This is a genomic window from Bacillus sp. CGMCC 1.60114 (genome assembly GCF_042676365.1).
GTDB classification, from domain to species: Bacteria; Bacillota; Bacilli; order Bacillales; family Bacillaceae_G; genus Bacillus_A; species Bacillus_A rhizoplanae_A.
The window spans coordinates 822,419-835,760 of sequence record NZ_JBHTHG010000118.1 but is presented as its reverse complement, the minus strand read 5'-3'; the positions used below and the strand labels follow the sequence as shown (position 1 = coordinate 835,760).

Genomic DNA, 13,342 nt, shown 5'->3' with positions numbered 1-13,342 from the left:
AAGAAAATTATGTAATTTTAAGTGTTGACGGAAAGAATACTGTTAAAATAATTGATTTATAATGACAATGTTTTTCATTATGATAAATATGCTAGGAAATATTGATGAGGTCCTTTATATGAATATCGGAGCAACTTTATTTCAAACACTTAACCTTTCTACCGCTCATTAGTACAAGCAAATAGTTGTGTATTTTGGTAAAAATATTTCTCTTTAAGAGATAAATAGGTAAAAAACTAGCTTCGTATTATGAATTTGGCTGTGAATTTATATCTATATTAAATATTAAGTAGCTTAACAGCTACTTTTTTATTTTGCATAAAAAAAGAACCTAGATAGTCTAGGTACATCCAAAGATAAAGAGTTAGTAATGGTTTAGAAAATGACCGAATCCTAATAATACAATATGAATAAAGTATATGCAAGAGGTTATCGCAAGGTGATTGATAAATGGGATTGGTGAAGTTTTGGACTAAGGAGATGAGATAGAACAAGAAGCATTATATACATGGGCCCACATCGTATTTCATGTATAAGCTGGGAATTAGTGTAGGTTCATTTTTGAGTTTGTTTTGAGCAATGATATACACATACAAAGTAGATAGGAAGCTTTGGAAACAAAATAAGGGTTTGTTTAGATGGAGGTAGGTGTAATGTAAATGGCAAGTCAATGTAGTCTAGATAGGGATAGGGCGTTTGAGATATACAAGGAAAGTAAGGGTGAGAAACTACTTGTTGAGATAGCGAAGGCAATATAGCCTATGCAATCATAGTGCTTTTTATATGCTAATTTAAGGTATAAAGATATTAATATATCATTATTAAAAAGTAATGAATATTAACTAAACATTCTTAATATTCTGTATTTTATTTCTAAAATTGTAATATATTTACATTTTTTGCATATAGATGTACATTGTGGTTGTAAGCCGAAAAAAACTTAAAAAAGGAGATTTGAAAATGAGGAATGTAACTTGCAGGAGTTGCTTTAGCAGGAGTGATTGGATTAAGCAGGTTAGGATTAATAGGAACAACTGCAGTTAGTGCAGAGGAAAGCAATTCACCTACATTAAATTCAGTAAATATTTCTAACACATCAGATGGTGAACTACTCACCACTTAGCTGACGCTTGAAGTGAGAGCTTCTTGGGAAGTAAGTGCTTTTGCTAGTCACTTATGTTTACCAAGCTAACAGGGTAGTCCCTACCCCTAAAAATAGTATGTGTACGTTGGGCTATCGCCCTGTACACGCTCGAGGAAGGAGAATTCTTTCGGATAATTTGTTAAATTCAAGCAAAACGAAATTTGATACAGATACTGCAGGATTTGGAGGAGAAATGGCGGGTGATATATATAATTTTAATGTAGAACCAATAGGTGGTGGAACATATTCTTATGTAAACTTTCGGATGAATAAATATTCATCAAGTAATAATTTTTAGGTTAAGTCAAAAAACAAAATTTAAAAATCAACTTTTTTGTTTAAGAGAGACACTGTAACTATATTCAATTAGTGTTCTCCTTCAATCAATATCAATAGTTTTTATTTGTGAAAAGTTTTCAGATGTGGCGGGTCATTCTACAAATCGTTTCCAAACTCCTAAAGTAAGAAATTTAATCAGATTCAAGAATAGTAGAATACTTAAGGGATTATTTTCTTTTTATTACAAAAAGGTATAAATATTCTAAAAATACATTTATGAGGTGATCTTGATGAGAAGAAATCTTAAGTCGGTTGTCTTTATGATGTGCTTTGCTCTAGTTGCAGTCCTTTTTTCAGCAGCACCCTCAACCTTTGCTGAAGAGGGGAAAAGTCAATTTGTTTTGATTAATGGGAAAAAAGCAAGTTCTCCCGTCCAAGATAGTCAAGTAAAACATATCTTCTTCTCGAAAGATCAGAATGGAAAAGAAATTAAGTATGGATTCACCAATGAAAAAGAATTTCAGCAATTTGTTCAAAATAAAGAATACGAAAAACACCGTGAATATAAAAATCCAAAAGCAGAACTAATCAAGAAAGAAAACTTGACTACTCTGGGCACTGGACCAAATTATACTGATTTCTACTGGGATATTAATAAAGGTGGATCCCGCATTTCTTATGCAATAGGAACTTACACAAATTACGTCGGTAATTACTGGAACGATCAAATTTCTTCAATTAGTACTGCAGCTAGTGGCTATACAAGAGTTTGGGAACATGCTAGTTATGGAGGAGCTACTTATGCTTGGGACAACTATTCTTATTGGGGATATACAATTAACCTGAATAATTATGGATGGAATGACGCAATTTCTTCTTTAGGAGTGTTCAACTACTAAGATTGAATAGAGGAGACGATTAACTGTAGAATGACCCGTCACATCTGAAATTTTTTCATTTTTATTTTTAAAACAAGTCCTAGTAGGAACTATACATTTAAAAGATGATACTTTTATTAATGGTAAGATGGTATCTACGGTACAAACTGAGCTTTCATGATTTGGTGGAAATGATGGAGGAATGTAGATTATCCGTCGCTCACATTACTATTATGTTGTTGGGTTCATCAATATGGACCGGAATTAGATGAAAGAATATGGCGTCCAACAAATAACTCGTGGAGAGTCGATGAAACGTATCTCAAAGTAAAAGATCAATGGATTTATCTGTATCGTGCAGTGGATTCTGAAGGAAACACGATTGATTTTTATCTCAGTGAAACAAGAGACACAAGGGCTGCAAAGTGCTTCTTTAAGAAAGCTTTGCAGTTTTTTCATGCTTCTAGGCCTCGCGTCATTACAGTAGATAAGAATCCGGCTTATCCGCTGGCAATACAAGAATTAAAAGAGGAGAAATGTATGCCTGAAGGCATGCAGATAAGGAAATGTAAATATCTCAATAATATCGTGAAACAGAATCATCGTTTTATAAAGAAGAGGGTTCGTTCCATGTTAAGATTGAAATCACTTCATACAGCAGCCTTGATTTTGAGAGGTATTGAAGCCATGCATATTGAAAAAAGGGCAACTTCACCGAAGGGTGAAATCTGCCCAAAATGAAGTGCTAGTTGACGTAAAATTCGTTATCGGAAATTATTTGAATTAAGGTCAAAGTTTTAACTAAATAAATTGTGTCAATAGTTGGTTAAACTTGTCACGTTCTTCCCAGAAAGGGCCATGACCACTATATTGAAACGGAACAAGCTGTGAATTTTTTATTTTTTGATTTAGTTCCTGAGCTTGTGCAAATGGAATCACTTTGTCGTGAATGCCGTGAAAGATTAAAGTAGGAACTGATATTTTTAGCAAATCAGCATCTAGCTTCTCATCTCTTAGCATAACAACGACTGCGGCGGTTGACCAACCTGCCGCCTGTAACCCCATTTGAAAAAACCAGTTCGAGAATGGGCCAGTTATATATTGAAAGAAAAAACTATCTGTTACTCCCTGCATCATTTTAGGGCGATCATTTAATGTTTCTTTAAGAAATTTATTAGCAGTTTCTGTTGTAAAGCCTACAGGAGCGGCAGCGCTTATAAGGACAAGTTTAGATACTCCATAACCATTATGTCGAGCAATATAACGAACAGCGATAGCCCCACCTGTAGAGTGACCCGCTAGTGTAAAGTTTTTCAATTGAAGTGTATCAATAACGGAGCGAATATCATCTGCCAATCGGTTATAGTTGTAGCCGCTCATTGGCTTATCCGAATTACCAAAGCCCCTCCAGTCTATGCCAATACAGCGGTAACCCAATCCGGGAAGAACATCGAATTGATACTCAAACTGTTTATGGTTTAATGGCCAACCATGTATAAACACTATAGTCTTGTTACCCCCTGGGTTAATATCTTCCACATATAGATTTACACCTGACTCTACAGTAACAAAGTATCCCATGCCAATTCCTCCGTAATTAATATGGTTTCAACAATAAGATATTCATTTTGGTTAACATAGATGAGTATCTATCCCAGTTGTAGGTCAGAAAAGCGAAAAAAGACGGGGTTTATTGAATTATTCTGCCATTTCGTTGAAGAAAGAACAATGAATAGATATTCATGTAAGGTTAACATAACGTAACATTATAGGTAGCAAGAAAAACGCACAAACCATTGAACCAATTAGGTTTGTGCGTTTTCTTTTTTTATGATGCTATACATGATTTTATACATTGTGGAAATGATGGGGTTTTTCAGGCTTACGAATGACCTGTATTAGTACAAAAATCTGTATAAAATTCTGTATAAAAAAGCCTTGCATATATGCAGGGCTTTTTTACTTCCTTAGTTGCTATCTCTTTTTTTACTAAATAGCAACTAAGGAAGTTTTTTCTTTTAACTTTCTTTTTTTACCGATTCATGCGATAAATAACAAATGAAGAACAGCTTAAGAACAAGCAGGAGAACAAGAGAACAGCAAGGAATTGTTGTTACAGCAAACTTTATTCTTTATTAGAAGAACATTGAGAGAATAGGAAGAGAACAGATGCCCGAACAGCATACTGAAAGGGCTTAATGGGGTAAGGTCGTAGCAAAGCAATTAGGGATTGGTAGAAGTACTTTAACTAAATGGTGCTTTGCTTTGGAAAGTCAAGGGTATCCCTTTGTTAGAGGAGGGAACAACAGTAGAGCTTTCATGGAACAAGATATCTTTGTTTTACAGCATATGAAAGAGCTCGTTCAAACACGAAGTTTAACCTTAGAAACAGCTGTAAATGTTGTATTATCAAGGGCTGATCTTGATAGAAGAACAGGAGCTGTTCGCGAGGAAAACAACTTATTCCAAACCAAAAATAACCATGCCACACAATCTCAAGAACAGCTTAGAGAACAAGAAAACAAGAGAATGGCTCTGATATTTCAACATATAGAAACAATGGCAGTTGAATTTGCAATAATAAAGCAAGAATTACAAGATATAAAGGCTCAAAATGAGTACTTAAAAGAAATAATTCATAATCAGGAAAAAAACAAGCTCAAATAGAACATGAACGTTTTGACAAAGAAAGTAAGCGTGATGAACAACCCATGTCACTTATTCGTGATATGCAGGAAACAAAGAAAATCATTGCGGCCACAGAACAACAAAAGAACAGCATATTCGGCTGGTTTCGGCGCAAAAAATAAGGCATGCATGGAGATATCATGCATGCCTCGATCCCAAGAGGGTACATTATTACTTTATTCAGGATCAAAATTACATTTCGCACATTTAAAGTATATTATAGTATGAATTGATTTCCAATGTTTTCCTGTTATTTTCATGCAAGATTTTATACAATTTCGGATTGGGAAATAAAACGGTAAGGATACTAAAATCCTTGCTGTTTTTGTATTGCATAAAAACATGCATAACCTGAAATTTCATAGACTGTACAAATTATAGGAATAATGCGGGTTTGGGGCGTAGGAGAATTACTGATAATGGTATGTTATGTTAATCGAATATGTATAGAATATTCATTGTTCTTCTTTCTCTTTTTCTTGTAGGTTATTAATCCGAATATTTGATTTTTTTTGTATATTGGTTTATAATCAGTTTAAGTGTAATTCCTCTATACGTAACTGGCGAAGCGTGGAGTACCACGAGGAAGCGTATAGTTCATATAGTCGTACGCCTGGGCAAAAGTATTTGATTGTAAGTAACATAACAATCAAATACTTTTTTGTTTTTGAGAATGATTAAAAACAAAAAGAGGAGATGAAGTAAAGTATGTATAATACTAAAAATGCAATCATCGGATTTATTGGTACAGGCGTTATGGGAAAAAGTATGGCCACCCACCTTATAAAAGCAGGCTATACGGTTTTAGTTTATAATCGAACTCCTGCCCGTTCTCAAGAGTTAATAGAAAATGGTGCCATTTGGAAAGAAACTGTAGCTGAGATTGCTGCTCAAGCGAATATTATTATTACAATGTTGGGTTACCCGAAAGATGTAGAAGAAATTTATTTGGGGGAAAAAGGGATTTTACACCACGCTAAATCAGGTACATATGTTATCGATATGACTACATCAAGTCCTATTTTAGCGCGAAACATTTACGAAATAGCCTGTGAGAAGGGAATTCATACATTAGATGCCCCTGTGTCAGGAGGAGATATTGGGGCCAAAAAAGCAACTTTAGCCATTATGGTAGGGGGAGAACAACAAGATTTTGATGCAATGAAACCTATATTTGAGCTAATGGGAACCAATATTATCTTACAAGGAAAAGCTGGGGCAGGACAACATGCGAAAATGTGTAATCAAATTGCTATTGCTTCAAATATGATAGGCGTTTGTGAAGCAATGGTGTACGCTAAGCAAGCAGGTCTTGATCCAAAAACTGTACTAAAAAGTATTGAAACAGGAGCAGCAGGAAGTTGGTCTCTTAGTAATCTAGCTCCTCGAATGATTAATGGAGATTTTGAACCAGGATTTTATATTAAGCATTTTATAAAAGATATGAGAATTGCTCTTGAATCAGCAAAAGAAATGGGATTATCAACACCAGGATTACAATTAGCTAAATCATTATATGATGAGCTCGCTGACAAAGGAGCAGAAAATAATGGAACCCAAGCATTATACAAACTATTAGATAAACAACTTTCACATAAATCTTAGTAACTCTAATATAAAATTTATTTACTAGAAGAGAAAATACTCCAAGCAAGTGGTTCCTTATATGATGATAATAATGGGTAGGATGGCACGAGTGGCTATCAAGGTATCTGGCGTAGGTGGGGCCGATACTAGGGACAGGGGAGAAATATTGTTTTTTTACTATTATGAAACTCTATATATATTATAAAGAAAAGTGGAAAAGGAACTGACTTATAAGATCATGAATCAGTTCCTCTTCTGTTTTGCTACTGATAAGTATTGCTATGTTAACCAGCTCCTAAATAGGCGGCTGGTTTTTCATTTCTTAACGTATAATATTCACATTTTGTTATCTGAACTTCTAACTCAAAAAAAATCGAACGATATTTCCTTTTCTAACCAATATATAGTGTAAAGGGTTCTGTTGCAAAATTTTCTAGAGTGTAGCTTCATGTAGAAAATTTTGCAACAGAACCTATACTACTCACTGCAAAATCAAGCATTTGAATAATCTTATAGAATAGGATCATAGATATATCAAGCAACGTTTTTCCAAATCCTCAGGATTTCAAAATCATCGCCACACCTCACGTACCTTGAAAGGAATCGAAACCATTCATGCTATATAAACAAAACCGCAGTTTACGGCCAAACTGCGGTTTTTCAACGTACAATGAATTGCGAAAGTTACTTACAATTGCTTGTGATTTAATCGTACTCAACCTGAATTTTTAACTCTTAAGAAACTTTGCAACAGAACCGTATAAATAATAACGGTATCTTTAAATTGTCTTAACGGAATTTTCTAACTTTATTTTTTCAACTTTATGAAGGATGGAGGAGAAAAATTCATGTGCTATTATAGTAGTTAGAAAACATGGAAGAACCAGGAAAATATGGAAGTCCAATATTTATTTTAATAAATTTAAGGAGCATGTTTTTATGAAAACTACTGACTCAAAAAGTCTATGGGGAAATACAATTTATTTACAGGTTTTCTCTGCGTATTCACTGCTTATGCTTGGTGTGTTTATTGATATGTTAGCTATTATGACTATTGTTGGTTTTGAATGGGAAGTAGACCCTACCATGATTGGATTGATTCCTGTTGCGTATGCACTTCCCGGAATTATCTTTGGTTCATGGGCAGGTGTGATTGCAGATCGTTTTAGGAAAATTCCTATCATGATGTTTTGTAATCTTATGGTTGGCTTAATAACAATTGCTCTTTTATTTGTACAAAATATCCACTGGCTCTTAGTGGCATTAATGATTCGTTCTATTTTTATTGTTTTCTATTATCCTGCACAGCAAACACTAACAAGACAGATTGTGTCCCCTGATTTGCTTACTAAAGCAGTAAGTATCAATGGAATAGTAGAGCAGGGGACCAAGATAGTAGGTCCACTTATAGGAGGCATGTTGCTAAGCTGGTTTCAGCCAGAGTTCTGCCTCATTATAAGAGCTATAAGTTGTTTATTAGCTACTTTAGTTCTGATACCCACAATAAAATTCAAAGAAACTATATCGAAAGAACTTGTTGAAAAGCAAAAGCAAAGCACTTGGACCGCTTGGGTACAAGGGTGGGGTTATGTGTTATCTAATCGGATAATATTATCAACTATGATTTTCGTTACAATAGCTATGGCAGTATTACAATTAGTAGACTCACAGTTCCCTACTTTATTTAAGAGCTTATTTCCACATGATAAAAGTAAAATGGGATATATCATTTCTATTATTGGTCTTGGGGGAATACTTGGTGCATTACTAACTCAGAAATTAAAACAATTTCAATATGGCTGGGTAGTATGTGGGGGCATGGTTTTAATGGGAATTGGTTTTGGGGGGATCGGCTTGATAACGCCCGGTACGGTCTTCGTTTTGGCCTATCTGATTAGTTTTATTGCTGGGATTGGAAGTGGACTGATGCTTGTATCTAATCAAGTTATTTTACAAATAGAATCCGATCAAGATCAAGTAGGAAGAGTATTTGGTATACAAAGTAGTTTAACAAATGCAGTTTTAATTATTTCTCCTGCTATGAGTGGCCCATTAGTTCATTTGTTTGGAGTAACTCAACTCTATGTTTATGGAGGGATTGGGCTTATTACCATTGGAGTAATTGGGGTTTCACTGCAGAAATATTTATGGGCTAAACATAAACACGAACCTATAAGAGTAAATAATTTTTGAAGGGAAGATTTTTTATGACCAATGAGGAATGTTATCCATTAAGTCACCCGCAGAGGAGAATATGGTATACAGAATTTATTCATTCTGATAAGGGGATATGTAATTTAAGGTTCTTGTTTAAACTTCATCGAAAAATGAATTATTCAAAATTAAACCGAGTTGTGAATCGTGTTATCAGTGAAAATGATGGTCTGTGCATCAGACTAAAAGAAAATGGGCATCAGGAACCTGAACAATATTTTGTTAAACATGAAGAACAAGAATTTGAGTTTTTCGATTTTAGTTCCGTGGAAGATTCAGATTTGCTGGAAAAATGGATCGAACAGAAAACAAAAGAAACGTTTACATTATTTAATTCGGATTTATACTATTTCGCTTTAATAAAATTAAACGATAATGAATGTGCAGTCTTTGGAAATGTTCATCATATTATCATGGATGGTTTATCAATCCAAATATTTACCAGTCAGATTGCAAAATATTATTATGAGATGCATAGCGAGACTGAGGAAGGCGTACTTAGAAATTCATATGTTCAATTTCTGGTCAATGAACAAACATACTTGAATAGTAGTCGCTTTCAAAAAGATCAAAAATTCTGGTTAGAGGAATTTAAAACACTTCCATCTGTGACGGGATTGAAGTCCTATAATACGTACCAGGTTAGTACCAGAGCATTACGTGAGACGTTTATATTATCGGAGCATTTGAAGAGAAAGATAGAAAATTTTTCTAATAATTATGATTTTAGTTTGTATACCCTTTTTGTTGCTGCTTTCTCGTTGTCTATGTATCGGTGGACCTCATCGCTTGATATTGCATTAGGAATGGCTTATGGCAACCGTATAACTAAAATGGAACGAGAATTAATTGGAATGATGGTGAGTACAGTTCCTCTAAGAATGGGTATCGATCCAGAAGAAGAAGTGCTTTCATTTATTGGTAGGGTATCCAGAAAACAAAGTAAATCATTACGACATCAGAAATACCCATTTGATTTGTTATTAAAGCAGATTAATAAAGAGAATAACAGCAATGTTAGACTTTTCGGAACTACGATTGATTATAGAGATCGTGATGAAAGTGGTGACTCACTATGGATTCCAAACTGTGAAGAAGTACAAGATTTTGCAGTGCATATTGAGAATTTGATTGATATAGACTCTTTACATGTACATATTGATTATCGTGAAGAGCTATTTTCTAATGAAGAGATAAAACGTTTTTTTAAAGTTATGTTAGCGATATTAGAAAATGCTTTTGAAAATCCAAAACAGAAGGTAGCTGAAATCGAAATCATTTCTGAAGAAGATGAAAGAAAAAGTTTAGTAGAGTTCAACAGTCCTAAGTTTGATTTTCCACCTCAAGTAACTATTCATGAATTGTTCGAACAGCAAGCGATGATTTATCCAAACGCTATTGCAGTTATGTATGAAAAAGAGAGAGTTACTTATAGGGAGCTAAATGAACGTGCAAATCAGTTAGCTCATTATCTACAGAAAAAAGGAGTTGGACCTGATACTTTAGTTGGACTGTGCGTTGAACGTTCTCTAGAAATGATTGTAGGTATTTTAGGGATTTTGAAGGCTGGTGGAGCTTATGTTCCACTTGATCCAACATATCCAGAGCAGCGACTTCAATATATTTTAGAGGATACTGGTATTCAGTTATTCGTAACGAAAGAAAGTTTAAAAGAATTGAAATGGTTACCAGAAAATATTAAATCGATTTGCCTGGATCGTAATCGAGATGAGATTGGGCAGGAAAGTAAGACCTTGCCGTTTTCTGATGTAAGTTCTCAAAACCTAGCTTACGTAATCTATACTTCGGGATCAACAGGGAATCCAAAGGGCGTTATGATAGAGCATCACAATGTCATTCGTTTATTTAAATCGACGGACTGTTGGTATCAGTTTAATGAAAAAGATACTTGGACGCTTTTTCATTCTTATGCATTTGATTTCTCAGTATGGGAAATTTGGGGAGCATTATTATATGGTGGGAAATTAGTTGTTGTTCCGTACTGGATTAGTCGATCGCCTAAGGATTTTTATCAATTATTGGTAGAGGAAGAAGTCACAGTTCTAAATCAGACACCTTCCGCATTTCGGCAATTAATACAAGTGTGTGAACAAGAAGATGAGAATAAAAACTTGCAGCTGCGTTATGTGATATTTGGCGGAGAAGCGTTAGAACCTATTAGCTTGTTACCATGGTTTCAAAGGTATGGAGAGAAAGAACCGCAGTTAATTAATATGTATGGAATTACAGAGACTACAGTTCATGTTACATATTATCCAATTACTCAAGATGATGTGCAGCATGCTTCAAGAAGTAATATCGGAAAGCGGATTCCAGATTTAGAAGTGTATATATTAGACTCTTATCAACAACCTGTACCTATAGGTGTAGATGGTGAGCTTTATATTGGCGGGGCAGGGCTTGCACGTGGGTATTTAAATAGACCTGAATTAACTGCAGAGCGCTTTATACCTCATCCATTTAGTAGTGATCCGAAAGCAAGATTATACCGGACAGGAGACTTAGCGAGGTATTTGCCGGATGGGAATCTGGATTATCGTGGAAGAATTGATCATCAGGTTAAAATACGTGGTTTCCGAATTGAGATTGGGGAGATTGAATCTACTTTAAATTCATATGCATCTATAAAAGAGGCTGTTGTAATTGTTAGAGAAGATCAACCGGGTGATAAACGATTAGTAGCATATGTTGTAGGAGATGGAAACATAGGTGCGTGGCGAGAGTATCTTAAAGCGAAACTACCGAGCTATATGGTCCCTTCGGGATTTGTGACGATGGAATCCATTCCACTAACAGCTAACGGTAAAGTTGATCGTGAGGCTTTACCTATGCCGGAGGAAAAGAAGATTAACAGTGAATGTGTTGCCCCCCGGAATAGTAACGAACAGATACTGGCTACCATCTGGAAGCAAGTATTAGGTGTTAAAAAGGTGGGAATCTATGATAATTTCTTTGAAATTGGTGGCGACTCGATTCTCAGTATTCAAATCATATCTCAAGCAAGTCAAGTGGGATTAAAACTTACTCCAAAGCAAATGTTTGAATGCCCAACTATTGCCGAGTTGGCACAAGTGGCTATAGAAACGCAAGGAGTACAAGCGGAGCAGGGAATTGTGACAGGAGATGTGCCTCTTACTCCAATTCAGTACTGGTTCTTCGAGCAAGAACATCCACGTCCGGAGCATTGGAATCAATCGATGCTTTTAAGAGTAAAAGAGAGATTGGACGTGAAATTACTAGAGGGAGCAATATTAAATTTACTCAAACATCATGATGCTTTACGTTTCCGGTACGAACAGTTACCAAATGGAACGTGGAGGCAGAGAAATGAAGGGACTAATGAGCAGTCAGTACTTCATGTGGTAAAACGGAACAAAGCTAATGAACAAACATGGAATAAAATAATACAAGAAGAGATGAACATTAATCAAGCTAGTTTTAATTTAGTTACTGGTCCGTTAATGAGAGTAGTTTACTTTGAGGATACCTTGACTGGAAATGATCTACTATTCTGGGTGATTCATCATTTAGTAGTAGACGGAGTATCGTGGAGAATTCTATTGGAAGATTTACAGGCGGTATATAACCAGATGAAACAAGGTCAAGGAGTTCACTTACCTGCGAAAAGTACATCTTTTAAAGAGTGGTCGGAACGACTTCAGACATACAGTGATTCGGTTATTTCAAAAGAAGTACAAGATTATTGGAATGAACAGGTAGAAAAAGAAACGATGACAATTCCAATGGACTACCCAATACAAGAAACAACAGAAGAATCGATTGATCAAGTGACGAGGACTTTAGAAATAGAAGAAACACACGCATTGTTACAAGAAGTCCCAGTGACTCATAAGACCAGGATTAACGAGGTACTATTGGCGGCATTAGGACAAGCTATTGTCGATTGTACAAATCAGCAAACGGTTTCTATTCATCTAGAAGGACACGGGAGAGAAGAGATGATTGAAGGTATTGATCTATCACGGACAGTGGGCTGGTTCACGAGTATTTATCCTGTTCATCTAAATTTTCAAGGAACTAAAACACCTATTGAAGGATTAAAGGCTGTAAAAGATCAATTGCGTCAAATTCCGAATCGCGGAGTTGATTATGGTATTTTACGTTACTTGAAAAAAGAATTACTTCCGTTTTATCAGCAAAAGCCTTCAATAAGCTTTAACTATTTGGGCCAATTTGATCGAGTGTTTTCAAAGGAATCTTTGTTTATGCAAGAGACAGGATTTACATTTTTAGATCATGCTCCAGATTCCAAGCCATCTCACCTAATTGAGGTTATCGGTATGGTAAAAGATGAGAAGTTACATTTTGTTTGGATGTATAGTAGAGAACAGTTTTCTAGATTAAAAATTCAAGCGATAGCAGATGGTATGTTGAGGCATCTTCGTCAACTTATAAATAAACCAACAACAGAGTCTGCTTTTACAGTATCAGATTTTGCTGATGCGGAGGACCTTACGGAAGAAAGCTTAAGCAAAGTATTACTTAAATTAACAAAGAAGAGGGTGTAAAG

At 35.2% G+C, this 13,342-nt stretch carries 8 protein-coding genes, 3 pseudogenes and 1 riboswitch; of the genes and pseudogenes, 10 read left to right on the top strand and 1 reads right to left on the bottom strand.

The features are described 5' to 3' along the window. Positions 1-659 precede the first annotated feature (659 nt). From ACFQZ1_RS25410 to ACFQZ1_RS25395, 4 genes and pseudogenes are all read left to right on the top strand, one after another. Positions 660-746, top strand: a pseudogene (locus tag ACFQZ1_RS25410) (phage terminase small subunit-related protein); the annotation flags it as partial. Between the two features lie 417 nt (positions 747-1,163). Then, positions 1,164-1,442 carry a hypothetical protein gene (locus ACFQZ1_RS25405; protein WP_377884933.1) on the top strand — a complete coding sequence of 93 codons (279 nt, stop codon included), beginning with the start codon at positions 1,164-1,166 and terminating at the stop codon, positions 1,440-1,442. Between the two features lie 271 nt (positions 1,443-1,713). After that, positions 1,714-2,322 (top strand): hypothetical protein, encoded by a 609-nt coding sequence (locus tag ACFQZ1_RS25400; RefSeq protein ID WP_377884932.1) that lies wholly within the window; start codon positions 1,714-1,716, stop codon positions 2,320-2,322. 104 nt (positions 2,323-2,426) lie between these two features. After that, a pseudogene (locus ACFQZ1_RS25395) lies at positions 2,427-3,088 on the top strand (IS6 family transposase). Positions 3,089-3,102: 14 nt separating this feature from the next. Here ACFQZ1_RS25395 and ACFQZ1_RS25390 read toward each other — a convergent pair. After that, a complete protein-coding gene (locus ACFQZ1_RS25390) occupies positions 3,103-3,882 on the bottom strand; it encodes an alpha/beta fold hydrolase (RefSeq protein WP_377884931.1) in 780 nt (259 codons plus the stop codon). A 738-nt stretch (positions 3,883-4,620) separates the two neighbouring features. Between ACFQZ1_RS25390 and ACFQZ1_RS25385 the strand changes: the two genes are divergently transcribed. From ACFQZ1_RS25385 to ACFQZ1_RS25360, 6 genes and pseudogenes are all read left to right on the top strand, one after another. Further along, entirely contained in the window at positions 4,621-4,968 is a 348-nt protein-coding gene (locus ACFQZ1_RS25385) for a hypothetical protein (RefSeq protein ID WP_377884929.1), read from the top strand. Next, the gene (locus ACFQZ1_RS25380) at positions 4,965-5,111 is read left to right on the top strand and encodes a DUF3967 domain-containing protein (RefSeq protein ID WP_377884987.1); all 147 of its coding nucleotides are present in this window, start codon (positions 4,965-4,967) and stop codon (positions 5,109-5,111) included. Before ACFQZ1_RS25385 ends, ACFQZ1_RS25380 begins: the two co-directional genes overlap by 4 nt. Positions 5,112-5,535: 424 nt before the next feature. Next, positions 5,536-5,615: riboswitch (ZMP/ZTP riboswitch) on the top strand. Positions 5,616-5,697: 82 nt separating this feature from the next. After that, positions 5,698-6,594 carry an NAD(P)-dependent oxidoreductase gene (locus ACFQZ1_RS25375; protein WP_377884928.1) on the top strand — a complete coding sequence of 299 codons (897 nt, stop codon included), beginning with the start codon at positions 5,698-5,700 and terminating at the stop codon, positions 6,592-6,594. Positions 6,595-7,049: 455 nt separating this feature from the next. Then, positions 7,050-7,308 (top strand): annotated as a pseudogene (locus ACFQZ1_RS25370) (DDE-type integrase/transposase/recombinase); the annotation flags it as partial. 207 nt (positions 7,309-7,515) lie between these two features. Continuing rightward, positions 7,516-8,769 carry an MFS transporter gene (locus ACFQZ1_RS25365; protein WP_377884927.1) on the top strand — a complete coding sequence of 418 codons (1,254 nt, stop codon included), beginning with the start codon at positions 7,516-7,518 and terminating at the stop codon, positions 8,767-8,769. A gap of 14 nt (positions 8,770-8,783) precedes the next feature. Beyond that, positions 8,784-13,340, top strand: a complete 4,557-nt coding sequence (locus tag ACFQZ1_RS25360; RefSeq protein ID WP_377884926.1) for an amino acid adenylation domain-containing protein — start codon at positions 8,784-8,786, stop codon at positions 13,338-13,340. The last annotated feature ends 2 nt before the right edge of the window (positions 13,341-13,342 follow it).

Coding starts and splice junctions, on each gene's coding strand:
- ACFQZ1_RS25400 (WP_377884932.1), top strand. CDS start 1,714: ATGAGAAGAAATCTTAAGTCGGTTGTCTTTATGATGTGCTTTGCTCTA.
- ACFQZ1_RS25390 (WP_377884931.1), bottom strand. CDS start 3,882: ATGGGATACTTTGTTACTGTAGAGTCAGGTGTAAATCTATATGTGGAA.
- ACFQZ1_RS25385 (WP_377884929.1), top strand. CDS start 4,621: ATGGAACAAGATATCTTTGTTTTACAGCATATGAAAGAGCTCGTTCAA.
- ACFQZ1_RS25375 (WP_377884928.1), top strand. CDS start 5,698: ATGTATAATACTAAAAATGCAATCATCGGATTTATTGGTACAGGCGTT.
- ACFQZ1_RS25365 (WP_377884927.1), top strand. CDS start 7,516: ATGAAAACTACTGACTCAAAAAGTCTATGGGGAAATACAATTTATTTA.
- ACFQZ1_RS25360 (WP_377884926.1), top strand. CDS start 8,784: ATGACCAATGAGGAATGTTATCCATTAAGTCACCCGCAGAGGAGAATA.